Raw genomic sequence first — 24,006 nt, 5'->3', positions numbered from 1 at the left:
TCATGATGTTACGCTGTGAAAATATCTGTAAAAGCTACCGCGATGGCACTCATGTCACACCGGTTTTGCATCATATCAATTTGCAGGTACCGGCCGGCCAGATGGTGGCGATTGTCGGCAGTTCCGGTTCTGGTAAAAGTACCTTATTGCATATTCTTGGTACACTGGACCAGGCCGACAGCGGGGAGCTCATCCTTGCCGGTCAGAAAATTTCTGCGCTAAACCCGACACAAAAATCCCAGCTACGTAATCAGCAGCTTGGGTTTATCTATCAGTTTCATCATTTGCTGATGGATTTTACTGCTGAAGAAAACGTCGCGATGCCGCTGTTGATCCGCGGTATGTCCCAAGCTGATGCGCTGAAAAAAGCCCGGATGATGTTAGAGCGGGTTGGGCTTGGGCATCGTCTGACGCATAGACCCTCTGAACTCAGTGGTGGTGAACGCCAGCGCGTAGCCATTGCCCGTGCTGTGGTGGGGGAACCTTCGCTGATCCTGGCCGATGAACCAACCGGTAATCTGGACCACCAAACTGCCGAGAGCATTTACCAGCTAATGCGCGAATTAAACCGCGATTTAGGCACCAGTTTTATTGTCGTGACACATGATCCGGATCTTGCTGCCAAGCTCGACCGCCAGCTTTACATGCGTGACGGCAAGTTAGGAGAGCTGCATGGCTAGCCTGTCCTGGCAGCTGGCGCAGCGTTATCGCCACACCCGTTCCAGCAGCGCTTTTATCCGCTTTATTGCGGCATCCTCCACTTGGGGCATCGGTTTAGGTGTGGCCATTCTGATCCTGGCGTTGTCCGTGATGAATGGCTTTGAGCAGGCACTCGAGCAAAAACTGTTAAACGTGATCCCGCACGTTGAACTGCAGGCGGTGGATAAACCTATTGCCAACTGGCCGGCGAAGTTGCAACAACTGAGCATGCAGCCCGGAGTAGTCGCCGCAGCGCCTTATATCCGTACCGATGGGCTATTGCGCGCACAGGGCAAAGTCAAAGCCATTGCGGTGCGCGGCATCGATTTGGCTTATGAAAGTAACATCAGCCAGCTTGACCGCTTTGTTCAAAGCGGTGCATTAACCGAACCTACCGCGCAACAGGTCATTTTAGGCCAGGGCGTGGCGCAGGAACTTGGGGTAAAAGTCGGCGATCAGGTCCAGCTGATGCTACCCGAACTGACTGAACAAGGCGATTTAGCCGGCCAGAAGAATGTGCTGCTGGAAGTCATCGCTATTGTCGGGATCGGCGGTCAGCTCGACTATCAGCAGATCTGGGTGCAACTTGATGCTTTAAATGACTGGCTGAAAATGCCGGCAGCTACTGTGCAGGGCTTTGCTTTTAAAATTCAGGATATTTTTCAGGCCGGCAATGTGGCGCGGGAGCTGGGCAATCAGGCGACCGACTATGTCTATATGCTGGATTGGTTCCGTACGCAAGGCCACCTGTATCAGGATATCCAGATGGTACGCAGTATTTTGTATCTGGTACTGGCACTGGTGATTAGCGTGGCCTGTTTTAATATCGTCGCGACGCTGGTCATGGCCGTGCGGGAAAAAGAAGCCGATATCGCCATTATGCTAACGATGGGCACGGCGCCTGGCGTATTGGTAAAAGCTTTTGTCTGGCTTGGCTGGTTAAACGGCATCAAAGGTACGCTGTGGGGCGCGGCGGTGGGGCTGTTGCTGGCTTGGCAAATCGAGAACTTGTTTGGCCTGGTGTCCGGCTTACTCGGCCGCAGTCTGTTAGATCCGACCATTTATTTTATCGACACACTGCCGTCGCAAATTCAGTGGCCGGATGTGGTGTTAACCGTCACAGTGGCCTTGTTACTGAGTTTGCTGGCAACTATTTACCCGGCGCGGCGCGCAGCAAAAGTAGAGCCGGCTCAGGTGCTGGGGCAGTATTAAACCGATCGTACTAGATGTTGTGGCGTGCGCGCCGTTCAAGCTGCTGTGCGGCACGACGGCGCTTTACGCGATAACGCCAAATCCACGTCGACAACGGCCAGCTTAGCAGTGCGCTGACTATCCCCAATACCACAGAACCCAATAACAGCGGTAATCCGACCTGCTGCAGCGAACTGGCAAACCACTGCCAGCTGGCTTCAAACACGAATGGTTGCGCGCTCTGCTGTAGGATCACCACACCAGCCTGATAACCAGCCACAATCAACAATGGTAACGTTAGCGGGTTGTTCAGCCAGACCAAACCGAGCGTCAGCGGCAAATGTGCCTGAAATCGCACTGCCAAAGCGCCGGCTAAAAGCATTTGGATGGGCAACGGTAGCCAGGCACAAAAGATCCCGATTAGGCAAGCGCGTTGCAGCGAGCGACGACGTAGCCGCCACAAGGCGGGAGTATGCAGGCGGGGGCCAAATTTTTGTAACCAGGCTTGTTGCTGCAGGCTTTGAGCATCGGGCAGTTGCCAGAAACGCCGGGGAGGTGTTGGCATCAGTCAGCTTTTTTGTGATGTTCAGCACGTTTACGCCAAGCACGACGCACGGCAATGATCCAGCACCAGTCAATCAAAAACCAAGCTGCTGTTGAGACAAAAGCGGCAAAAATAATACTGCCAACCAAAAAGGGTTTGCCGACCGAATCGATACTCGCCACCAGCCATTCAAAAGTGGCGTGAAACTCGACATTTAGCGGCGGCATGCCGAGTACCCAGGTGCCAATGTTGTAGCAAATGTAAAAAATTGGTGCCATGGTGAAAGGGTTGGTCAGCCAGCATAACGCGACTGCGATGGGGATATTACAACGGAAAATAATCGCAAGCGCGGCGGCAAGTACCGTCTGGCCTGGCATCGGCATCAATGCCGCGAACAGGCCTGCGGCAAAAGCCCCACGCGCCGAGCGGCGGTGCAGATGCCATAAATTACCGTCATGCAGAAATTTACCGAAGATCTGCATCGATTTATGATTTCTGATCAGATCTGGATCTGGCAGGTATTTTTTAATAAAGTTCTTAGCCATTACAACTCATTAACCAAATTGAAACATGGAACGTTTTAGCTTTGGTGTGCTGGCCGCGGCAATGTTGGCGTTGTGGCTGGAGCAATTACCGCCGGTGATCCCGCTGGCCATTTTATTCTGTGCTGCACTTTTGTGCTGGCGGCACACGGCATTGTATTGCGGTGCGCTCGCTTACCTGTTGAGCCTGTCATTGCAATTTGCCTGGCAGATGCAATCGGTACAGCAGATTGTGGCCGAGCATAGCACAGAAGTTTGCGGACAAGTGGTCAGTCTGCCGCGCCAATTTGTCGAAAGTAGCCGTTTTATCTTGCAGTTGAGTGACGACTGCGCAGAAAAACAGCAAATTGGCGCCGGCGGCAGGCTGGAGCTGCGCTGGTACGCAAATGCCGGAGAAATACTACCCGCCATCAAAGCTGGTCAGCACTGGCGTTTACCGGTGCTGATCAAACCCGTACGGGGGCTTGCCAATCCCGGCAGTCCATGGCGTGAAGCCAATGCGCTGGTCGACGGTGTTTTGGCGGTGGCGACGGTATCGTCTGCAACCGGTGCCCGTTTATTGCAAGACACCCCCTCTGTGCGTCAGCAACTGGCCGATCAATTTGCCGACTGCTGCCTGCAATATGCCGCGTATCCGCTGTGGCTGGCATTGACCATCGGCGAGCGGCCGTTTTCGGCAGAGCTGTGGCAGGGCGTGCAACACGCTGGCTTGGCGCATCTATTGTCCATTTCTGGCATGCACATCGCGTTGTTATTTGCGTTGTGTTTAATGTTCAAACCGCTGCTGGCACAGCTCGGCTTGCGAGAGCCGTGGCGCAGCCTGTCGTTGTGGAGCCTCGCGCTTGGTGCGGCCTGGTTTTATGCCGCTTTGGCCGGGTTTGCCGTGCCTACGCTGCGGGCGGTGCTGACACTATCTGTCGTGGTGCTGCTGCGCTTGTTGTGGCATCGCGCGTCAATCTGGCAATTCAGTTGGCTGGTCAGTGCCTGCTTGTTATTGCTGTGGCCGTTTTTACTGCTCAGTTTCAGCTTTTGGCTGTCGGCGGCGGCGCTTGCCGTGCTGGCATTATTGGAATGGCAGCATCCGCAACAACCCGGTATTCCTGCACTGTTGAGGCGTTTTTTGCTTTTCCAGTGTGGCTTCAGTTTGTTGTTGTTACCTATTGGTTTGTTGCTATTTCAGGGTATCGCGCCGTTTGCGCTCTGGGTCAATCTGCTGGTATTGCCACTGATGACAATACTTGGTATCCCGCTGCTATTGCTGTTGTTTGGCATCATGTGTCTTGGCTTTAGTGTTGCGCCCTGGTGCTGGCAGCTACTCGATGCGCTTTATTGGCCGCTGTTATGGCTGTTAGACTGGGCCGGGCAAGCGGATGGCTGGTGGAGTTTACCGGCACTGCCGTGGCAAAACGCGTTGTTGCTGTTGCCCGCTCTGTTATTGTTCTGGTGTTGCCGAGGTCGTTGGCAGCTGGCGGCAGCGGCCTTATGGTTGCCGATTTCGCTGCCGATACTGCTATCCGACACTGCGCATGATGTGTCGGATGCCCCGTTGCAGTTACACATACTGGACGTCGGTCAGGGTAGCGCGGCAGTCCTGCAACAAGGCGACGCGGCACTGGTGATTGATTTAGGGCCGGCTTACGGTCCTGTCAGTGCGACCCGCCAGGTGCTGTTGCCGTTTTTGCGTTATCAGGGCATCCGCCAGCTTGACTATGTGCTGATCAGCCACGACGACAGCGACCATAGCGGCGACTGGCCAACATTGCGGGCGCGTTATCCCAGCGCGCAGCTGGTCAGTGATATTCGCCGGCTGGCGCCGCGTTTTCATTGCACTGACCTGCCAAAGCAATGGCGTGGCGTGCGCTTGCAGGCGATCCGCGCCGGCAGTTACCGGCCGGAGCCGGCCAATGAAGATTCTTGTGCGCTGTTGCTGGACACGGGTCATCACCGCGTATTACTGCCTGGCGATATCGGCGCGCGTGAGGACGCACTCGCAGCCAGCACCGGCCCAGTCGATGTACTGGTGCTCGGCCATCACGGCAGTAAAACAGCCAGTAGTCTGAGGTTTTTGCAGGCATTACAACCGAAGCTGGCGTTGGTCAGCAGTGGTTATCAGAATCAGTTTGGTCACCCGGCACCAGAAACTCGTGCACGCTTAAGTCTATTGCAAATTCCGCTATTGAATACCGCCGACAGCGGCTATATCCGGCTCGATTTGAGTGACACCACAGTGCGTTATCAACTGTTTCGGCCGCGGCGTTTCGCGCGCTGGCTGGAAAATTCCGTCACTGATGCTGAAACTGTTGTCGCAAACGAGTAGAATAGACGGGTTTTGTCTTTGACAGGAAAGCAATTTTGACAGTTCAGCAACAGGGCTCAGTGTCGACCTTTCGGCGACTGATGCGCTACTCCAAACCGTATCGTGGCGGTTTTATCCTGGCCATTCTTGGCATGATCGGCTACGCGGCGATCGACGTATATTTTATTAACGAGTTTGAAACCTTTATCGACCGCGGCATCACCGAAAAAGATCAAAACTACTTCTTCTGGGCACCTATTGTCGTGGTACTGCTGTTTGCAATACGCGGTGTGTTTAACTTTATCTCCAGTTACTGCCTGAGCTGGGCTGGGACGCATATTGTTAAAGACTTACGCCAGCAGCTGTTTCGCCAGATGATGCGTTTACCGGTCAGTTTTCACGACAAACACTCCACCGGCGAACTGATTTCTAAAATTACTTATGACGCCGAACAAATCAAACAAGCCTCCAGTAAAGCGTTAGTGGTGCTGATCCACGAGGGCGCCTTTGTACTTGGCCTGCTGATCGTGATGTTTAGCAAAAGCTGGCAGTTATCGGCGATTTTCCTGCTGATCGCCCCATTGATTGCGGTGATTGTGTCACTGGTATCCAAACGTTTTCGCCTGATCAGTAACCGGATGCAAGGTGCGATGGGTGATGTTACCTCCAGTTCAGAGCAAATGCTGAATGGTCACAAAGTGATTTTATCCTTTGGCGGTCAGGCGATTGAAGATCAGCGTTTTAGCGACATCAATAACCGCAACCGGCATTTAGACGTCAAGCTCGAATCGACCCGCGCGATCAGCGTGTCGCTGATCCAGACGATTGCTTCTTGTGCACTGGCATTTGTGATTTATCTGGCCAGCTTCCCGGAAATGCTGGAAACGCTGACACCGGGTAAATTCACCGCCATTTTGACGTCGATGATGCTGCTGTTAAAACCACTGAAACAGCTGACGACAGTGAACAGTGATTTCCAAAAAGGCATGGCAGCGGCTGCGGCAGTGTTTAAAGTGCTGGATGAACAGCCGGAACAAGATACCGGCAGCACTGAACTGAACCGTGTGCAGGGCAATATTGAAGTCAAGGGCCTGAATTTCCGTTATCCGGGCCATGACAAGCAGGTGCTGCAGGATATCAATTTCAGCGTAAAGGCAGGCCAGACGGTCGCGCTGGTTGGCCGCTCCGGCAGTGGCAAAACCACTATTTCCAGTCTGTTACCGCGGTTTTATGAAGTGGAAGACGGCGAAATATTGATCGATGGCCACAATATTCGCGACTGCACTTTGGCCAGTCTTCGCAAGCAAATTGCGGTAGTGTCGCAGCAAGTGGTGTTGTTCAATGACACTATTGCCAACAACATCGCTTATGGTTTTGAAGGTGAATTAAGCCGCGCCCAACTTGAGTTGGTGGCGGAAAAAGCCCATGTGCTGGAGTTCGCCAGCCAGTTACCGCTTGGCCTCGATACCGAAATTGGTGAAAACGGCGTGACCTTATCCGGCGGCCAGCGCCAGCGCATCGCCATCGCCCGCGCATTACTCCGTCAGTCGCCGCTGTTGGTGCTGGATGAAGCGACGTCCGCACTGGATACCGAATCGGAGCGCAAAATTCAGGGCGCGTTGGATGAGCTGCTGAAAAACCGCACCAATATCGTTATCGCGCATCGCTTATCAACCATCGAAAACGCCGATTTAATTCTGGTAATGGATCAGGGCCGCATTGTTGAATGTGGCACGCACCAAAGCCTGTTGGCACAAAATGGTTATTACGCCAGTTTGTATAAAATGCAATTTGGCGATCCTGCGTGAACGCACTGGAGCGCAGCTGGTATCAAAAATTTGGCTGGAGCTGGCTGTTATTGCCACTCAGCGCGCTGTTTGCGGGCCTGAGTGGGATACGGCGGCTGGCGTTTCGTTGCGGCTTAAAAGCCAGTCATCGTTTGCCGGTGCCTGTCATTGTGGTTGGCAATATCAGTGTCGGTGGTACCGGTAAAACGCCGGTGACGCTCCGGTTATGTCAGATGTTGCAAGCCAACGGCTGGCGTCCTGGCATTATCAGCCGTGGTTATGGTGTGAAGTTAACTGCGCCGCGTCTGGTAAAACCTGATGATTCACCGTCTGAAAGTGGTGACGAACCAGTGTTGTTGGCACAGCGCTCCGGTTGCCCGGTGGTGATTTTTCCCGATCGGGTGCAGGGCGGGCAGTTTCTGCTGGCGAATACCGATTGTGACATCATCATTTGTGATGATGGTTTGCAGCACTATGGGCTCAAACGTGATTTAGAAATTGTGCTGATTGACGCCAGCCGTGGCCTTGGCAATGGTTTGTTATTGCCGGCCGGGCCGTTGCGTGAAGGACGCTGGCGTTTGGTAAAGGCCGATGTTGTGCTCAGTAATGGCGACTTGAAAGAGAGTCCGCTGGCGCAATACAGCCATGGTAGCTTTATGCTGCAGGCCTCGACGCCACAGCCTCTGCTTACCAATAACCCGCTCCTAGCGCCGGAAATCGCAGTGCAGCTGGTCAGCGGCATCGGTAATCCACAGCGGTTTTTGCATACCGTACAGCAGTTGGGATATCGCATTGCCGGTACACACTGGTTTGCTGATCACCATCCATTTACCGAAGGTGATTTGGCAGAGATCCCGACACCGCTGCTGATGACGGAAAAAGATGCGGTGAAGTGCCGGTCATTTGCCAAATCGGGTTGGTACAGTTTACCGGTGCAGGCGGTACTGCCGAGCGAAGTAGAAACATTCATCATCGAGCGTGTGAAGGCGCTGAAATAATCCGGCAGCCGTTGGCTGTCGCAGGGAGTTCTGATGGCATTTAATATTGCGTTACTGGACATCATCGCCTGTCCATTGTGTAAAGGCCGCCTAAAGCTGGATAAAGAGCAGCAGCGCCTGATCTGTACTTTTGACCGGCTGTCGTATCCGGTCAAACAGGATATTCCGGTGTTGCTGGCGACAGAATCGACTGAACTGAGCGCAGATGAGGCAGAACAATGGCGTTCGTAGTTGTGATCCCGGCGCGTTACGCCAGTAGCCGCTTGCCAGGTAAACCGCTGGCCGATATCGCCGGTAAAAGCATGATCCAGCGCGTCTGGGAGCAGGCAGTGCTAAGCGGCGCCAGCCGGGTGGTAGTCGCCACAGACGATTCGCGGGTTGAAGCAGCGGCACAAGCCTTTGGCGCCGAAGTGGTGATGACATCTGCCGCACATAATTCCGGTACTGAGCGGCTGGCCGAAGTAGTCGAGCGTCTCGGACTGACTGCTGAACAGGTCGTGGTCAATGTACAGGGCGACGAGCCGTTTATTCCGCCGGCCATTATCGCGCAGGTCGCGTTGAATCTGGCGGGGCAGCACAAAGCCCGGATGGCGACATTAGCAGTGCCACTGGCGCATCAGGACGATGTCATTAATCCCAATGTCGTCAAAGTGGTCTGCGACCAGGCTGGTTATGCACTGTATTTCAGTCGTGCGACGGTGCCATTTGACCGCGATGGCGCATTTACGGCCGAATTTGCCCGGATCTATCGCCGTCATATTGGTATTTATGCTTATCGCGCTGGTTTTATCCGCGATTACGTCAGTTGGCCGGTATCCGAACTGGAACAAATTGAATGCTTAGAACAGCTGCGCGTGTTATGGCAAGGTGAAGCCATTCATGTCGATACCGCACTGGAAGTACCGGCACTGGGTGTTGATACGCCGGCGGATTTAGAAAAAGCCCGCGCCGTTGCACTTGCGGCGGGCGCATGACCGATCTGATGCCGGCAGGTGTTATTGATGAGCAGGCTTCTTTTCGCTTGTTGTTTCGCCATGCAGATTTTGTCTTAGTGGATAAAGCCGCTGGGGTCAGTTTTCATTCTGAAGATGGACCCGGCCTTGTTGTTGCGGTTGAAGCTGCGCTCGGGCAAAAACTCTATGCGGTACACCGCTTGGATAAAGTGACCTCAGGTTTGTTGTTATTGGCAACCTCACCGCAGGCCGCCGCGGGTTTTACCGAGATGTTTAGCGCGCGTTTAATCAGCAAATTTTATCTGGCGTTGTCGCTGAGTAAACCCAAGCAAAAACAGGGCTGGGTCAAAGGCGACATGCAACCGGCGCGACGTGGTGCTTATAAACTGACGAGCACGCTGCATAATCCGGCGCTAACCTATTTTCTGTCTGCTGGTTTTGACGGGCCCGCGACTGAATTGCCTGAAGGCGCCCGGCTGATTTTATTAAAACCTTATAGCGGTAAAACCCATCAGCTGCGCGTGGCACTGAAATCACAGGGTGCGGCGATCGCTGGCGATGCGCTGTATCAGGGCGCGCCGGCAGATCGGGTTTATTTGCATGCTTATGCATTGGCGTTTGACTGGCAGGGCGAGCAATATCAGTTTGTCTGTCCACCGACGCAAGGTGGCTGGTTCACCAGTAGCGCCGTGCAGCAAAAACTTACCACGGCCTGGGCTCAGCCCTGGACGCTGGCATTTCCGCTCCTAAAAATGCTGCCGTCGTTAAGCGGCATCGAACAAGATAACGATTGCTGAATATGTCTGATTATCAATTAAGATTTGCCGGCATTGGCCGGTTATATGGTGCCGCAGCCTTAGAAGCTTTTGGCAACGCGCATGTTTGTGTCGTCGGCATTGGCGGGGTTGGTAGCTGGGTCGCAGAAGCGTTGGCGCGTTCCGGCATTGGTACACTGACGCTGATTGATTTGGACGATGTCTGTATCAGTAATACCAATCGGCAAATTCATGCGCTGAAAAGCACGGTCGGGCAGGACAAAGTTGCAGTGATGGCGGCACGCATTCGCGATATCAATCCGGATTGTCAGGTGCATCAGGTCGAAGATTTTGTCGCCGCCGACAATCTGTTTACGCTGATGAAGCCTGAATTTAGCTATGTGGTGGATTGTATTGATTCAATCAAAGCCAAAACCAGCCTGATCGCGCATTGTAAACGCAATAAAATTCCACTGGTCACCATTGGCGGTGCCGGTGGACAACTCGATCCGACGCAAGTGCAACTGACCGACTTAAGTCAAACCATCAACGACCCGCTGCTGGCTAAGGTGCGCAATAACTTGCGCCGTGATTACAACTACAGCCGTACACCGAAGCGCCGGTTTGGCATTGATGCGGTTTACTCCACCGAGCAGCTACGTTATCCCAAGCCGGACGGCACTGTCTGCCAGGCTAAACAAGCCTCTGATGGCGCGATGCGGCTGGATTGCAGTGGTGGTTTTGGTGCCGTGACGGTCGTCACCGGGACTTTTGCTTTTGTTGCCGCCGGCCGGGTGCTGAAAAAACTCGCTGATAAAGCCGAGGCTGACAGCAAAGCGCAAGCGACTGCTAGTCAAACGCCGGCCGATTTATAACGCTTGTTGGATCCGCAACAGCACCGCCGCTACGCCGTTACTTCGTGACGGCGACAAGCCTTGCGCCAGCCCGAGCTGCTGATAAAGCGCATGGATATCAATTGCTTTGAGTTCATCTGCATTTAGGCCGTTTAGCTGACTCAGCAGGGCAGTGATCACGCCTTTGATAATGCGTGCGTCACTGTCAAAGCCCCAATAATGCTGGCCGTCCTGCTGCTGATGACAGAGCCAGGCGGCCGATTCACAACCTGTTACCAGCAATTCGTCGCGTTTAAGCGCATCCGCCAGCGGCGGCAGGGCTTTACCCAGTTGCATCAACTGCCGGTATTTTTGCTGCCAGTCGCGCTGTTGAGCGACTTCGGCAAAAATAGCCTGTTGAGCGGAGATAAAATCAATTTGCTGCTGCATTAAAATAACTCCACAGCTTGCGCCAGTGCGGCGATTGCGGCATCAACCTCAGCGATATTGTTGTACGGCGCCAAAGACAGGCGCACTGCGCCGGGTTGCTGTAACGCGGCATAAAGCGGCATCGCGCAATGGGTTCCGGCGCGTACGGCGATTTTTTGCTGATCGAGCAAAGTGGCCAAATCGGATGGATGTTCGCCCGGTAGTACCAGACTGACGATGCCGGCATTGTCTTCGAGGCCCGATAGTAGTTGCAGGCCGGGGATCTGGGCACAACCCTGATGTAAGCGCTGCAGCAGCTGTTGTTTGTGCTGCTGCAATACCTCCGGATCAAAGCGTTGCAGAAATTCGACGGCCGCAGCCAGCCCCAAAGCGCCGGCAATATTCGGTGTGCCTGCTTCTAACCGGTAGGGTAAATCGTTCAGTACAGTACCGGTGAAACTAACCTGTTTAATCATCTCGCCGCCGTACATCAGTGGACGCAACAGCTGCAGTGCGGCCGTTTTGCCATACAAAGCACCAATACCGGTTGGGGCATAGAGTTTATGGCCAGAAAACAGGTAGAAATCACAATCAATCGCCGCCAAATCAAGCGGACCGGCGCTAATGCCCTGCGCGCCATCGATAATCGTCAGTGCACCGACCGCTTTCGCTGCTGCGACCAGTTGCCGGATTGGCTGTATATGGCCCAGGCCATTGCTGACATGACTGATGCTGACCACTTTGGGTTTGTGCTCAAGCAGTTGGTGAAAAGCCACAAGGTCAAGCCGGTTTTCGCTATCAAGTGGCACCACGTCAATCTGGATACCATAGCGCTCACAATGGAATTGCCAGGGAACTATATTGGCGTGATGTTCAAGGGCTGTCAGTAAGATACGGTCACCGGGTTGCAGCAGAGTCCCCATCAGGCCAAATGCCAGTTGGTTGAAGCCTGCAGTAGTCCCGGCGGTCCAAATCAGCTGACTGTCTGCGGCTGGATTGAGAAATTGGTGCACAGTGCTGCGCGCCTGTTCAAAAGCGCGGGTGGCCTCGTGGGCCAAGCCATGTGCCGCGCGGTGCACATTGCTATTCTGATGCTGATAAAACGCCAGTTCACGTTCGATCACTGTCTGTGGTTTGTGCGCGGTGGCGGCATTATCCAGATAGACCCAGTCCGGATGCGCGGTAAAAAACGGGAATTGTCCGCGAAAATCAGCAGCAGTTAACATCCGAAAGCACCCTATAGATTGAAACTTGCGACAGCACCAGCACCAGTACCTGCACTAGCAGCGCGCGATTTTGCCGTGTTTTGACCAGGCTATCAACCCAAGTGAGCCCGGATGCGGTTCGTGCAAATAAAAAAAGCGCCATCAGGCGCTTTTTTCCGCTGAGTAAACTCAGTTACGCGTTGATTTACTGACGTAATCGCGTTGGGTGTAACCGGTGTACAGCTGACGTGGACGGCCAATCTTGTGGCCTTTGTCTGACAGCATTTCGTCCCAGTGGGAGATCCAGCCAACAGTCCGTGACATCGCGAAAATCACGGTGAACATGCTGGTTGGAATACCAATGGCTTTCAGGATGATGCCTGAGTAGAAATCGACGTTCGGGTACAGTTTCTTCTCGATGAAGTACGGGTCTGACAGCGCAATACGCTCCAGTTCCATCGCTACATCCAGCAGAGGATCTTTAATGTTCAGCTCTTTTAACACTTCGTGGCAGGTATCGCGCATGACTTTGGCACGAGGGTCAAAGTTTTTGTAAACGCGGTGACCAAAGCCCATCAGGCGGAAAGAGTCGTTTTTGTCTTTGGCACGGGCCACAAATTCAGGAATACGGGCAACAGAGCCGATTTCCTGCAGCATCACCAGACAAGCTTCGTTGGCGCCGCCATGTGCCGGGCCCCACAGTGAGGCAATACCAGCAGCGATACAGGCATAAGGGTTTGCACCGGAAGAGCCTGCCAGACGCACTGTTGAAGTCGATGCGTTTTGTTCATGGTCTGCATGCAGCATGAAAATACGGTCCATCGCTTTGGCGACAATTGGACTGACTTTGTATTCTTCTGCCGGCACAGAGAACATCATGTGCAGGAAGTTTTCGGCGTAGCTCAGTTCGTTACGTGGGTATACGAATGGCTGACCGATGGTGTATTTGTAAGCCATGGCTGCAATAGTCGGCAGCTTGGCAATCAGGCGGTGCGCAGAGCGTTTACGTTGCTCTGGGTCGTTGACGTTTAAGTCTGAGTGGTAGAACGACGACATCGCACCGACTACACCACACAGCATCGCCATTGGGTGTGCGTCAACCCGGAAACCCTGGAAGAACGACGCCAGTTTCTCATGCACCATCGTGTGGCGTGTGATCACATGGCGGAATTGTTTGTATTGTTCGGCTGAAGGCAGTTCGCCTTCGAGTAACAGATAACAGGTTTCGAGGTAATCAGATTCAACGGCCAACTGTTCAATCGGGTAACCGCGGTGCAATAACACCCCATTGTCGCCATCGATATAAGTGATTTTTGATTCACAAGAGCCAGTCGACATAAAACCGGGGTCAAATGTGAAATAACCTTGTTGACCCAAAGCACGAACGTCGATCACATCAGTACCCGCAGTGCCGGCGTAGATAGGCAACTCAAATGGCGCCAGACCTTCGATGTGCACGACAGCTTTTTTATCGGCCATTGGATTTCTCCTGTGTTGTTATTGGTTTAAATCTGTAGCGAATTCTTATTCTACCCGTAATCAGGGCACCAAAGTCAATTTTAATGCGCTTGCGGTTAATAAGTATTCGACTCTAGTCGTATTGTGTTCACTGTGCGAATCGTTACTGTAACGAATGCAGAATTTCTTCAGTAAAAATAAACATAAATTGTAATCCGAGGTTGTGAAATATATACTGTCGCGGGTTCGAAATCAGTTCACCGATAGATAGATAAATAAAGGGCTGAACCACTTTGTGCTAAGGCCTGTATATCCGTTGGGTGTTGACTGTTTATGCAGCAACGATAATGACAACAAAGCCCGCAAAGGGCATTCATAGGCAAGAAACTGTGAAAAAGCAAAGACCTGTAAATCTCGATCTATCCACTATATCCATGCCTCCTACGGCAAAAGCCTCTATCCTGCATCGTGTCACCGGCGTTGCCATGTTCTTCGCTTTAGTGTTCGTGATCTGGGCCTGGGCCGCCTCGTTATCTTCACCTGAAGGCTTCGCCGCAGTGAAAGAAGTGATGACATCGTTCATCGCTAAATTCATCGCGTGGGGCACACTGACGGTATTGTCCTACCACATCATTGGCGGTATCCGTCACCTGATTATGGATATGGGCCACTGGGAAGAATTAGAGTCTGGTAACGCCAGCGCCAAAGCGGCCATTGGCCTGTGGCTGGTTGTTGCAGTATTAGCTGGAGTCTGGTTATGGTTCTGAATCAAGCATCTTTAAAACGCGACGGTGTGCAGGATTATGTGTCTCTGCGCGCAACAGCGATTATCCTGACGTTATATACGTTGTTTATTCTCGGTTTTTTCCTGATCACGCCTGAAGTGACTTACGACAACTGGAAAGCGTTATTTTCCAATCTGTTAGTTAAAGCGTTCACATTGCTGGCACTGGTCTGTATCGCGGTACACACCAAAATCGGTTTGTGGCAGGTCCTGACTGACTACGTCAAATCTGCTGCGCTGCGTGCAATTCTGCAATTTTTCCTGACGACGCTGGCATTTGGTTATGTGGCTGTTGGCCTCTTTGTTCTGTGGGGTGTTTAATTGAATATTCCAGTTCGCGAATTTGATGCCGTTGTGATCGGCGCAGGTGGTGCAGGTATGCGTGCCGCACTGCAAATCACTGAATCAGGCCTGACTTGTGCCTTGTTATCGAAAGTATTCCCAACCCGTTCTCACACTGTGTCTGCGCAAGGCGGTATTACAGTAGCTCTGGGTAACTCACACCCGGACAACTGGGAATGGCACATGTTTGATACCGTGAAAGGTTCCGACTATATCGGTGACCAGGACGCTATCGAATATATGTGTAAAACCGGCCCTGAAGCCATTACTGAACTGGAAAACATGGGTTTACCATTCTCTCGCTTTGAGAACGGCCGTGTTTATCAGCGCCCGTTTGGTGGTCAGTCGAAAAATTTTGGTGGCGAGCAAGCCGCCCGTACTGCAGCCGCAGCGGACCGTACCGGTCATGCCTTACTGCACCTGCTGTACCAGCAAAACGTCAAAAACAAAACACAAGTGTTCTCTGAATGGTACGCCCTGGATCTGGTGAAAAACCAGGACGGCGCTGTGGTTGGTTGTACCGCCATTGAAATTGAAACCGGTGAAATTGTTTACTTCAAATCGCGCGCTGTAGTACTGGCGACTGGCGGTGCAGGCCGGATTTTCGCCTCTACCACCAACGCGCACATCAATACCGGTGACGGTGTTGGTATGGCGCTGCGCGCCGGTGTACCGCTGCAGGATATGGAAATGTGGCAGTTCCACCCGACAGGCATCGCTGGTGCCGGCACGTTGGTGACCGAAGGTTGCCGCGGTGAAGGTGGTTACTTATTAAACAAAAACGGTGAACGTTTCATGGAACGTTACGCGCCAAACGCCAAAGACCTTGCTGGTCGTGACGTGGTAGCCCGTTCGATGATGACTGAGATCCGTGAAGGTCGTGGTTGTGATGGTCCATGGGGCCCGCATATCAAGCTGAAACTGGACCACTTAGGTGCCGAAGTTTTAGAAAGCCGTTTACCGGGCGTCTGTGAACTGTCGAAAACATTCGCACACGTTGATCCGGTGAAAGAGCCAATTCCGGTGATCCCAACCTGTCACTATATGATGGGTGGTATTCCAACCAACGTACATGGTCAGGTTATTCATCCAAAAGCCGACGGCTCTGAAGTCGTGGTGCCAGGCTTATTCGCCTGTGGTGAAATCGCTTGTGTGTCTGTACACGGTGCCAACCGCTTAGGTGGTAACTCACTGTTAGACTTAGTGGTATTTGGCCGTGCAACTGGTTTACACCTCGGTGAAGCACTGGCTGCCAGCACAGAATACCGTGCAGCGTCTGACTCGGATCTGCAGGCTGCTTTAGATCGGACCCAACGTTGGGAAGCGACGAAGCCAGGCCAGGGTGAAGACCCAGTCCAAATCAAAAAAGACCTGCAACAATGCATGCAGCTGAACTTCTCGGTATTCCGTGAAGGCGCGGCCATGGCCGAAGGTCTGGAACAGCTTAAAGTGATCCGTGAGCGTCTGAAGTATGCGCGTCTGGATGACAAGAGCTCTGATTTCAATACTATGCGTATTGAATGTCTGGAACTGGACAACCTGATGGAAACTGCGTTCTCGACAGCTGTTGCGGCGAATTACCGTACCGAAAGCCGTGGCGCGCACGCCCGTTTCGACTTCCCGGATCGTGATGACGAAAACTGGTTATGCCACAGCGTCTACACGCCTGATACTGAATCAATGTTTAAGCGCAAAGTGAACATGGAACCTAAGTTCCGTGACGCTTTCCCGCCTAAAGCACGTACGTACTAAGAGGGCTGCAGAATGAAGAAGTTAGAATTCTCTGTCTATCGTTACAATCCTGATGTTGATCAGGCGCCACGGATGCAGGATTACACCCTCGATAATCCGGAAGGCCGTGACATGATGGTGTTGGATGCGCTGCTGAAATTAAAAGAGCAGGATCCAAGTCTGTCATTCCGTCGCAGCTGCCGTGAAGGTGTGTGTGGTTCTGACGGTCTGAACATGAACGGTAAAAACGGTCTGGCCTGTATCACACCATTGTCTGCTTTAGGCAAAGGCAAAGGCGGTAAAATTGTGGTTCGTCCATTACCAGGTTTGCCAGTTGTGCGTGACCTGGTGGTTGATATGTCGCAGTTCTATACCCAATATGAGAAGGTGAAACCTTACCTGATCAATGACGGTCTGCCACCAGCTGGTGAATACCTGCAGTCGCCGGAACAGCGCGAGAAGCTGGATGGCCTGTATGAGTGTATTCTGTGTGCCTGTTGTTCAACGTCTTGCCCATCATTCTGGTGGAATCCTGACAAGTTCATCGGCCCGGCAGGTCTGTTGCACGCTTACCGTTTCCTGGCGGACAGCCGCGATACGGCAACTGAGCAACGTCTGAACGATTTAGACGATGCGTTCAGCGTGTTCCGCTGCCACGGTATCATGAACTGTGTCAACGTATGTCCAAAAGGCCTGAATCCAACCAAAGCGATTGGTCAGATTAAGTCTATGCTGTTAAACCGGGCGCTGTAAGCGCCCGTCTGTTATCCGGCGCTTTGGATTATTTTTTCAGCAAAATGACGGAAAAGCAGAAAATATACGGACAGCCCGCTTGCGGGCTGTTTCTGTGAGTATAAAATACAGCCCGCTTTGGCGACTGGCTGTGCCCAGGAAAAAATAGTCATAAAGCCTGTAACCTGATTATTTTTTTGCTACTTTTTCCAGGTGCTTCGAGATAAGGGAACGTAAATGCACGAAGGTGTAATGAAGGCGTGGTTAGAGTCTTCTCATCTTGGCGGTGGCAACATGGCCTACGTAGATGAGCTCTATGAATCCTACTTAGCTGAACCGACCAGCGTTGGTGACGAATGGCGTGAGTTTTTCGCGAAGTTACCTAAAATCGACGGCGTTGATCTGGAATCCCGTCACTCTGATATCCGTCAACAGTTTGCTGAACTCGCCAAAAACAAACATCGCGAAGTCGCTGCCGTCCAAGGCAGCGGTGACAGCCGTCAGGTTAAAGTCCTGCAGCTGATCAACGCGTATCGTTTCCGCGGTCATCAACATGCCAAACTTGACCCGCTCGAACTGTGGAAACGTCCACGGGTTCGGGATCTCGAATTGTCCTACCATGATTTAAGCCAGGCAGATTTTGACACTGAGTTTAATGTTGGCTCTTTTGTGGCCGGCAGTGAACAGATGAAACTCGGTGATTTAGTGCAGGCACTGGAAACCACCTATTGTGGTTCAGTCGGCGCTGAATATATGCACATCGTCTCGACTGACGAAAAACGCTGGATCCAGCAACGGCTGGAAGGCGTGCGTTCTACGCCGAATTATGACAAAGCCACCAAAGCACAGATCCTGAACGGTCTGGTCGCTGCGGACGGTCTGGAACGTTATCTATCCGCTAAATTCCCAGGTGCAAAACGTTTTGGCCTGGAAGGTGGTGATGCGATGGTGCCAATGCTGAAGGCGATGATCCATCGCGCCGGCGAGCAAGGCGCGAAAGACTGCGTCATTGGTATGGCACACCGTGGTCGTTTGAATACATTAGTCAACGTGCTGGGTAAAAACCCGGGCAAATTGTTTGACGAATTCGCCGGTAAATATGAAGTCGTTGGTGCTGGTGACGTGAAATACCATATGGGTTTCTCATCTGATTTCGTCACCAAAGGCGGCAACGTACACTTGGCGCTGGCGTTTAACCCGTCACACCTCGAGATCGTGAATCCGGTGGTGATGGGCTCAGTACGCGCCCGTCTGGATCGTCGTGGTTGTACTGATGGTTCTCAGGCGCTGCCTATTACTATTCATGGTGACTCGGCCTTTGCTGGTCAGGGTGTAGTAGCTGAAACGTTTAACATTTCTCAGACCCGCGCCTTTAAAGTCGGTGGCACAATTCGTCTGGTGATTAACAACCAGGTCGGTTTCACCACGTCAAACCCGGAAGATACCCGTTCTACCGAATACTGTACCGATATCGCCAAAATGGTGCAGGCGCCGATTTTCCACGTCAACGGTGATGATCCGGAAGCAGTGGTGTTTGTTGCCCAGCTGGCCGTAGATTACCGCAACACCTTTAAACGCGATGTGGTCATTGACCTGGTTTGTTACCGTCGTAATGGTCACAACGAAGCGGACGAGCCGAATGCGACGCAGCCGCTGATGTACCAGAAAATCAAAAAACACCCGACACCGCGTGAGCTGTACGCTGACAAGCTGATCAAAGCTGGTCAGTTCAGTGCTGACGAAGTGCAGGCCATGATCGATGGCTATCGCAACGCGCTCGATAAAGGCGAATGCGTGGTGGAAGAATGGCGCCAGATGACGGAAGTTGCCGTTGACTGGACACCGTATCTTGGCCACGAGTGGACGACCTCTTATGACGCCAGTATGTCCGTTGCCGATTTAATTGCCTGGGGTGAAAAAGCGATCAAAGTGCCGGCTGAGCATGTATTGCAACGTCAGGTCGGCAAGGTCTATGAAGACCGTGCATTGATGCTCAAAGGCGAGAAAAAAATCGACTGGGGTTTTGCTGAAATTCTGGCTTATGCGTCAATTGCCGGTACTGGCTCGCGCATTCGGATCGTCGGTCAGGATTCAGGCCGTGGTACTTTCTTCCACCGTCATGCCGTATTGCACAACCAGAACGATGCATCTGTGTACACACCGCTGGAAAACCTCGGAGCTGATCAAGGTCCATTCCAGGTATACGATTCTGCGCTGTCAGAAGAAGCGGTGTTGGCATTTGAATACGGTTACGCCACCACTGAGCCACGTGCATTAGTGATTTGGGAAGGCCAGTTTGGTGACTTCGCCAACGGCGCTCAGGTTGTCATCGACCAGTTCTTAAGTTCAGGTGAACAGAAGTGGGGCCGTCTCTGTGGTCTGACGCTGCTGTTGCCACACGGTTATGAAGGTCAGGGCCCGGAGCACTCTTCAGCTCGTCTGGAACGTTTCTTACAGCTGTGTGCTGATCACAATATGCAAGTAGTGGTACCAACGACGCCGGCACAGGTCTACGCCATGATCCGCCGTCAGATGGTTCGTCCAGTGCGTCGTCCGTTGATTGTGATGTCGCCGAAGTCTTTACTGCGTCATCCGCTTGCTACTTCGACGCTGGAAGAGCTGGCCTCTGGTCAGTTCCACAACGTCATCGGTGAAGTGGATGCGCTGAATCCGGCAGATGTCAGCCGCGTCGTGTTCTGTAGCGGCAAGGTTTATTACGACCTGCTGGAAGAGCGCCGTAAACGCGATATCAAATCGATTGCCATTGTGCGGGTGGAACAGTTGTATCCGTTCCCGCAGGACGAAATGGCCGCCGTGCTGGCGCAGTACCAGCACGTGAAAGATTTTGTCTGGTGTCAGGAAGAACCACAGAATCAGGGCGCCTGGTATTGCAGCCAGCACAACTTCTGGGCTGCGATCCCGACTGGTGCCAAACTGACTTATGCCGGACGGGATGCTTCGTCATCGCCGGCAGTCGGTTATCTGTCAGTGCATAACAAACAGCAGCAGGCTTTAATCAACGCTGCGTTAACACTGGCATAAACACAGTCCCGGAGCATCTGCTTCGGGCTTATTTTTTCGGGTCAGTGCAGTTGTCTGCACTGACTTTGGTTTTCCAAGATAAGACAGACATAAACCAATCTGTAAAAAGGTGACAAAGTGGAAATTAAAGTCCCGGTACTCCCAGAATCCGTTGCAGATGCAACAATCGCCACCTGGCATGTAAAAACAGGTGAAGCAGTCAGCCGCGACCAGGTCCTGGTTGATATTGAAACTGACAAAGTAGTATTAGAAGTCGTCGCGCAAGCTGACGGCGTAATGGGCGAAATTCTGCACGCAGAAGGCGCTACGGTACTGGCTGAGCAAGTGATTGGTCAGATGAATGCCGGCGCAACTGCTGCTGCAGCACCTGCCGCCGCCCCAGCAGCTGCAGCTCCGGCTGCTGCCGAAGCAACTGACGATGTACTGACGCCGTCTGTCCGTCGCCTGATCGCTGAAAAAGGCTTAGATGCTGCCAAAATCCAGGGTTCTGGTAAAAATGGCCGCGTGACTAAAGAAGACGTGGAAAAATTCCTGGCTGGCGCGCCTGCTGCACCAGCAAAAGCTGCAGCTGCACCAGTAGCTAGCGCTCCAGTGGTTTCAGGTGACCGTTCACAGAAACGTGTGCCGATGACGCGCCTGCGCAAAACCATCGCTAACCGTCTGCTGGAAGCGAAAAACTCTACAGCCATGCTGACGACGTTTAACGAAGTCAACATGAAACCAATCATGGACCTGCGTAAGCAATATGCCGACGTGTTCGAGAAGAAACATGGTATCCGTTTAGGTTTCATGTCTTTCTACGTTAAAGCCGTGACTGAAGCGCTGAAACGTTTCCCTGAAGTGAACGCAGCGATTGATGGCGATGATATCGTTTATCACAACTATTTTGACGTCAGCATTGCAGTGTCTACACCTCGTGGTCTGGTAACACCAGTGCTGCGTGACTGTGACAAGATGAACCTGGCTGAAATTGAAAAAGCCATCAAAGTTCTGGCACTGAAAGGCCGTGACGGCAAGCTGTCGATCGACGACCTGACTGGCGGTAACTTCACTATCACTAACGGTGGCGTATTTGGTTCGTTGATGTCTACACCAATCATCAACCCGCCGCAATCAGCCATTCTGGGTATGCACAAGATCCAGGACCGCGTGATGGTTGTCGACGGCAAGATGGAAATTCTGCCAATGATGTATCTGGCGCTGTCTTATGATCACCGCATCATCGACGGTAAAGAGTCAGTTGGCTTCCTGGTAACGATCAAAGAATTGTTAGAAGATCCAACGCGTATTTTGTTGGACATCTAATACCTAAAACCATTGGCGATGTGGGAAGGCGATAGCCGAAAGAGATTGGCGCCTCAGCGAATGAAAGCAGCCGACATCTCCACATAGTCAAGGGTGAAGGGTATAACAAAAACCGGAGGCAAAGGTTAACACCTGAGTCTCCAAATCATCTGAGTATCGCTACGGCTTTGCTCAATGGGTCAGGCCGGTTGTCCCGGTCACAAACTAAAGAAAAACGGAAATAAGCCATGAATTTGCACGAGTATCAGGCAAAACAGCTGTTTCGCGAATACGGTTTACCTGTATCTGAAGGCTACGCGGAAGAAACTCCACAAGCCGCCGCAGAAGCAGCTGATCGTATTGGTGGTAACAAGTGGGTAGTGAAAGCTCAGGTTCACGCTGGTGGTCGCGGTAAAGCGGGCGGTGTGAAGTTAGTGACTTCTAAAGAAGAGATCCGTACCTTTGCGCAAAATTGGTTGGGCAAAAACCTGGTTACGTATCAAACTGACGAAAAAGGTCAGCCTGTTAGCAAGATCCTGGTTGAAACCTGTACAGATATTGAAAAAGAACTGTATTTAGGTGCCGTGGTAGATCGTTCAAGCCGTCGCATTATTTTCATGGCGTCGACTGAAGGTGGCGTTGACATCGAGAAAGTCGCTGAAGAAAGCCCGGAAAAAATCATCAAGATGGCGATCGATCCGCTGGTAGGTGCTCAGCCGTTCCAAGCGCGTGAAATCGCGTTCCAACTGGGCTTAAATGCCACGCAAATCAAACAGTTCACTAACATCTACTTAGGCCTCGCCAAGATGTTTGTTGATCTGGATATTGCGATGATCGAAGTGAACCCACTGGTGATCACTTCTGCCGGCAACCTGCACTGCTTAGACGCCAAACTGGTTGCTGACAGCAATGCACTGTACCGCCAGCCAAAACTGCGCGCTTTCCATGACCCATCACAAGAAGACGAGCGTGAAGCCCGTGCTGCTCAGTGGGAACTGAACTATGTTGCTTTAGAAGGTAACATCGGTTGTATGGTTAACGGTGCCGGTTTAGCTATGGGTACTATGGACATCGTGAAATTAAGCGGTGGCCAGCCAGCAAACTTCCTGGACGTAGGCGGTGGTGCGACGAAAGAGCGCGTGACCGAAGCATTCAAAATCATCCTGTCTGACTCTGCTGTAAAAGCAGTATTCGTCAACATCTTCGGTGGTATCGTTCGTTGCGACATGATCGCCGAAGGCATCATCGGTGCAGTTGAAGAAGTCGGTGTAAGCGTACCGGTTGTGGTTCGTTTAGAAGGTAACAACGCTGAATTAGGCGCACAGAAACTGCAAAGTTCTGGCCTGAACATCATCGCTGCGACTTCATTATCAGAAGCTGCTAAAGCTGTAGTGAAAGCCGCGGAGGGCAAATAATGTCTATTATCATCAACAAAGACACTAAGGTCATCTGCCAGGGTTTCACCGGTAGCCAAGGTACTTTCCACTCAACTCAGGCGCTGGAATACGGCACTAAAATGGTTGGTGGTGTAAGCCCAGGTAAAGGCGGCACGACGCACATTGGTTTACCAGTGTTCAACACAGTAAAAGAAGCTGTGGCTGCCACTGGCGCTACTGCTACTGTGATTTACGTTCCGGCTCCTTTCTGTAAAGACGCGATCATTGAAGCGGCTGATGCAGGTCTGGAACTGATCGTTTGTATCACTGAAGGTATCCCAACGATCGACATGTTATTCGCTAAAGAATACGTTGATCGTAAAGGCGTTCGCATGATCGGCCCTAACTGCCCGGGCGTGATCACGCCAGGTGAATGCAAAATCGGTATCATGCCAGGCCATATCCACAAGCCAGGTAAAGTTGGTATCGTATCGCGTTCAGGTACACTGACTTATGAAGCTGTGAAACAAACCACAGACGAAGGTTTCGGTCAGTCTACTTGTGTTGGTATCGGTGGCGACCCAATCCCAGGTTCTAACTTCATCGACATCCTGAAATTATTCCAGGAAGATCCACAGACTGAAGCGATCATCATGATCGGTGAGATCGGTGGTACTGCTGAAGAAGAAGCGGCTGCCTATATCAAAGCAAACGTGACCAAGCCTGTTGTGTCTTACATTGCCGGTGTAACTGCACCAGCTGGTAAGCGCATGGGCCACGCTGGCGCCATCATCTCTGGTGGTAAAGGTACTGCTGATGACAAATTCCGTGCTCTGGAAGACGCTGGTGTTAAAACCGTCCGTTCTCTGGCAGACATTGGTAAAGCACTGCGTGAACTGACTGGCTGGTAATAACTGCTTAGTTTTCAGTGTTGAAAAAACCCGTCCTTGTGACGGGTTTTTTATCTGATGTCCAACAGAGTTTGGTAGGTACGTGCAAGCGAAGCGTCGCCGTACTTTTTTTAC

The 24,006-nt window shown here is 52.2% G+C and carries 22 protein-coding genes; 17 read left to right on the top strand and 5 right to left on the bottom strand.

The annotated features are described in order from the left end of the window. Positions 1-2: 2 nt before the first annotated feature. Positions 3-680, top strand: coding sequence for a lipoprotein-releasing ABC transporter ATP-binding protein LolD (gene lolD, locus ACFFJP_RS16595; protein ID WP_377246705.1), 678 nt, complete (start codon positions 3-5; stop codon positions 678-680). Beyond that, entirely contained in the window at positions 673-1,911 is a 1,239-nt protein-coding gene (locus tag ACFFJP_RS16590; RefSeq protein ID WP_377246702.1) for a lipoprotein-releasing ABC transporter permease subunit, read from the top strand. Before lolD ends, ACFFJP_RS16590 begins: the two co-directional genes overlap by 8 nt. Positions 1,912-1,921: 10 nt before the next feature. On the opposite strand, the gene ACFFJP_RS16585 is transcribed toward ACFFJP_RS16590, so the two are convergent. After that, positions 1,922-2,455, bottom strand: coding sequence for a DUF2062 domain-containing protein (locus ACFFJP_RS16585; protein WP_377246699.1), 534 nt, complete (start codon positions 2,453-2,455; stop codon positions 1,922-1,924). Next, positions 2,455-2,979, bottom strand: a complete 525-nt coding sequence (locus tag ACFFJP_RS16580; RefSeq protein ID WP_377246696.1) for a DUF2062 domain-containing protein — start codon at positions 2,977-2,979, stop codon at positions 2,455-2,457. Before ACFFJP_RS16580 ends, ACFFJP_RS16585 begins: the two co-directional genes overlap by 1 nt. Positions 2,980-3,004: 25 nt before the next feature. On the opposite strand from ACFFJP_RS16580, the gene ACFFJP_RS16575 reads away from it, so the two are divergent. Genes ACFFJP_RS16575 through tcdA form a run of 7 tightly spaced genes read left to right on the top strand, consistent with a single transcriptional unit; the run spans position 3,005 to position 10,640 of the window. Next, positions 3,005-5,293: a DNA internalization-related competence protein ComEC/Rec2 gene (locus ACFFJP_RS16575; RefSeq protein WP_377246693.1), complete on the top strand. Its 2,289-nt coding sequence runs from the start codon at positions 3,005-3,007 to the stop codon at positions 5,291-5,293. 35 nt (positions 5,294-5,328) lie between these two features. Continuing rightward, positions 5,329-7,080, top strand: coding sequence for a lipid A export permease/ATP-binding protein MsbA (gene msbA / locus ACFFJP_RS16570; protein ID WP_377246690.1), 1,752 nt, complete (start codon positions 5,329-5,331; stop codon positions 7,078-7,080). After that, the gene (lpxK, locus tag ACFFJP_RS16565) at positions 7,077-8,057 is read left to right on the top strand and encodes a tetraacyldisaccharide 4'-kinase (RefSeq protein WP_377246687.1); all 981 of its coding nucleotides are present in this window, start codon (positions 7,077-7,079) and stop codon (positions 8,055-8,057) included. The genes msbA and lpxK overlap by 4 nt, the downstream gene beginning before the upstream one ends. A 33-nt stretch (positions 8,058-8,090) precedes the next feature. Next, positions 8,091-8,288: a Trm112 family protein gene (locus ACFFJP_RS16560; RefSeq protein WP_377246684.1), complete on the top strand. Its 198-nt coding sequence runs from the start codon at positions 8,091-8,093 to the stop codon at positions 8,286-8,288. Then, positions 8,276-9,031: a 3-deoxy-manno-octulosonate cytidylyltransferase gene (gene kdsB, locus ACFFJP_RS16555; protein ID WP_377246681.1), complete on the top strand. Its 756-nt coding sequence runs from the start codon at positions 8,276-8,278 to the stop codon at positions 9,029-9,031. Before ACFFJP_RS16560 ends, kdsB begins: the two co-directional genes overlap by 13 nt. Further along, positions 9,028-9,807 (top strand): TIGR01621 family pseudouridine synthase, encoded by a 780-nt coding sequence (locus tag ACFFJP_RS16550; RefSeq protein ID WP_377246678.1) that lies wholly within the window; start codon positions 9,028-9,030, stop codon positions 9,805-9,807. The genes kdsB and ACFFJP_RS16550 overlap by 4 nt, the downstream gene beginning before the upstream one ends. A 2-nt stretch (positions 9,808-9,809) precedes the next feature. Continuing rightward, positions 9,810-10,640, top strand: a complete 831-nt coding sequence (gene tcdA / locus ACFFJP_RS16545; protein ID WP_377246675.1) for a tRNA cyclic N6-threonylcarbamoyladenosine(37) synthase TcdA — start codon at positions 9,810-9,812, stop codon at positions 10,638-10,640. Here the strand turns inward: tcdA and ACFFJP_RS16540 are convergent. The 3 genes from ACFFJP_RS16540 to ACFFJP_RS16530 all read right to left on the bottom strand — a co-directional run bounded on the left by ACFFJP_RS16540 (position 10,635) and on the right by ACFFJP_RS16530 (position 13,711). Beyond that, complete coding sequence (locus tag ACFFJP_RS16540) at positions 10,635-11,048, bottom strand: SufE family protein (protein ID WP_377246672.1); 414 nt, start codon at positions 11,046-11,048, stop codon at positions 10,635-10,637. The two genes, tcdA and ACFFJP_RS16540, sit on opposite strands and share 6 nt — an antisense overlap. Continuing rightward, positions 11,048-12,253 (bottom strand): aminotransferase class V-fold PLP-dependent enzyme, encoded by a 1,206-nt coding sequence (locus ACFFJP_RS16535; RefSeq protein WP_377246669.1) that lies wholly within the window; start codon positions 12,251-12,253, stop codon positions 11,048-11,050. The genes ACFFJP_RS16540 and ACFFJP_RS16535 overlap by 1 nt, the downstream gene beginning before the upstream one ends. 168 nt (positions 12,254-12,421) lie before the next feature. After that, a complete protein-coding gene (locus tag ACFFJP_RS16530; RefSeq protein WP_377246666.1) occupies positions 12,422-13,711 on the bottom strand; it encodes a citrate synthase in 1,290 nt (429 codons plus the stop codon). Positions 13,712-14,037: 326 nt separating this feature from the next. On the opposite strand from ACFFJP_RS16530, the gene sdhC reads away from it, so the two are divergent. From sdhC to sucD, 8 genes are all read left to right on the top strand, one after another. Next, entirely contained in the window at positions 14,038-14,457 is a 420-nt protein-coding gene (sdhC, locus tag ACFFJP_RS16525) for a succinate dehydrogenase, cytochrome b556 subunit (RefSeq protein WP_377246663.1), read from the top strand. Then, positions 14,448-14,795 (top strand): succinate dehydrogenase, hydrophobic membrane anchor protein, encoded by a 348-nt coding sequence (sdhD, locus tag ACFFJP_RS16520; RefSeq protein WP_377246660.1) that lies wholly within the window; start codon positions 14,448-14,450, stop codon positions 14,793-14,795. Before sdhC ends, sdhD begins: the two co-directional genes overlap by 10 nt. Then, a complete protein-coding gene (gene sdhA / locus ACFFJP_RS16515) occupies positions 14,796-16,568 on the top strand; it encodes a succinate dehydrogenase flavoprotein subunit (protein ID WP_377246657.1) in 1,773 nt (590 codons plus the stop codon). It abuts the gene before it with no gap. A 12-nt stretch (positions 16,569-16,580) separates the two neighbouring features. After that, positions 16,581-17,300: a succinate dehydrogenase iron-sulfur subunit gene (locus ACFFJP_RS16510; RefSeq protein ID WP_377246654.1), complete on the top strand. Its 720-nt coding sequence runs from the start codon at positions 16,581-16,583 to the stop codon at positions 17,298-17,300. Positions 17,301-17,516: 216 nt separating this feature from the next. Continuing rightward, complete coding sequence (locus ACFFJP_RS16505; protein ID WP_377246651.1) at positions 17,517-20,321, top strand: 2-oxoglutarate dehydrogenase E1 component; 2,805 nt, start codon at positions 17,517-17,519, stop codon at positions 20,319-20,321. A gap of 117 nt (positions 20,322-20,438) precedes the next feature. Further along, positions 20,439-21,626, top strand: coding sequence for a 2-oxoglutarate dehydrogenase complex dihydrolipoyllysine-residue succinyltransferase (gene odhB, locus ACFFJP_RS16500; RefSeq protein WP_377246648.1), 1,188 nt, complete (start codon positions 20,439-20,441; stop codon positions 21,624-21,626). A 227-nt stretch (positions 21,627-21,853) separates the two neighbouring features. Beyond that, the gene (gene sucC / locus ACFFJP_RS16495) at positions 21,854-23,020 is read left to right on the top strand and encodes an ADP-forming succinate--CoA ligase subunit beta (RefSeq protein ID WP_377246645.1); all 1,167 of its coding nucleotides are present in this window, start codon (positions 21,854-21,856) and stop codon (positions 23,018-23,020) included. Next, positions 23,020-23,892, top strand: coding sequence for a succinate--CoA ligase subunit alpha (gene sucD / locus ACFFJP_RS16490; RefSeq protein ID WP_377246642.1), 873 nt, complete (start codon positions 23,020-23,022; stop codon positions 23,890-23,892). The genes sucC and sucD overlap by 1 nt, the downstream gene beginning before the upstream one ends. Positions 23,893-24,006 lie beyond the last annotated feature (114 nt).

Source organism: Rheinheimera tilapiae (genome assembly GCF_042432165.1).
GTDB lineage: Bacteria > Pseudomonadota > Gammaproteobacteria > Enterobacterales > Alteromonadaceae > Pararheinheimera > Pararheinheimera tilapiae.
Note: the sequence above shows the minus strand (reverse complement) of the source record. Positions and strands in the feature narration are given on the sequence as shown.

Coding starts and splice junctions, on each gene's coding strand:
- lolD (WP_377246705.1), top strand. CDS start 3: ATGATGTTACGCTGTGAAAATATCTGTAAAAGCTACCGCGATGGCACT.
- ACFFJP_RS16590 (WP_377246702.1), top strand. CDS start 673: ATGGCTAGCCTGTCCTGGCAGCTGGCGCAGCGTTATCGCCACACCCGT.
- ACFFJP_RS16585 (WP_377246699.1), bottom strand. CDS start 2,455: ATGCCAACACCTCCCCGGCGTTTCTGGCAACTGCCCGATGCTCAAAGC.
- ACFFJP_RS16580 (WP_377246696.1), bottom strand. CDS start 2,979: ATGGCTAAGAACTTTATTAAAAAATACCTGCCAGATCCAGATCTGATC.
- ACFFJP_RS16575 (WP_377246693.1), top strand. CDS start 3,005: ATGGAACGTTTTAGCTTTGGTGTGCTGGCCGCGGCAATGTTGGCGTTG.
- ACFFJP_RS16560 (WP_377246684.1), top strand. CDS start 8,091: ATGGCATTTAATATTGCGTTACTGGACATCATCGCCTGTCCATTGTGT.
- kdsB (WP_377246681.1), top strand. CDS start 8,276: ATGGCGTTCGTAGTTGTGATCCCGGCGCGTTACGCCAGTAGCCGCTTG.
- ACFFJP_RS16550 (WP_377246678.1), top strand. CDS start 9,028: ATGACCGATCTGATGCCGGCAGGTGTTATTGATGAGCAGGCTTCTTTT.
- tcdA (WP_377246675.1), top strand. CDS start 9,810: ATGTCTGATTATCAATTAAGATTTGCCGGCATTGGCCGGTTATATGGT.
- ACFFJP_RS16540 (WP_377246672.1), bottom strand. CDS start 11,048: ATGCAGCAGCAAATTGATTTTATCTCCGCTCAACAGGCTATTTTTGCC.
- ACFFJP_RS16535 (WP_377246669.1), bottom strand. CDS start 12,253: ATGTTAACTGCTGCTGATTTTCGCGGACAATTCCCGTTTTTTACCGCG.
- ACFFJP_RS16530 (WP_377246666.1), bottom strand. CDS start 13,711: ATGGCCGATAAAAAAGCTGTCGTGCACATCGAAGGTCTGGCGCCATTT.
- sdhC (WP_377246663.1), top strand. CDS start 14,038: ATGACAACAAAGCCCGCAAAGGGCATTCATAGGCAAGAAACTGTGAAA.
- sdhD (WP_377246660.1), top strand. CDS start 14,448: ATGGTTCTGAATCAAGCATCTTTAAAACGCGACGGTGTGCAGGATTAT.
- ACFFJP_RS16510 (WP_377246654.1), top strand. CDS start 16,581: ATGAAGAAGTTAGAATTCTCTGTCTATCGTTACAATCCTGATGTTGAT.
- ACFFJP_RS16505 (WP_377246651.1), top strand. CDS start 17,517: ATGCACGAAGGTGTAATGAAGGCGTGGTTAGAGTCTTCTCATCTTGGC.
- sucC (WP_377246645.1), top strand. CDS start 21,854: ATGAATTTGCACGAGTATCAGGCAAAACAGCTGTTTCGCGAATACGGT.
- sucD (WP_377246642.1), top strand. CDS start 23,020: ATGTCTATTATCATCAACAAAGACACTAAGGTCATCTGCCAGGGTTTC.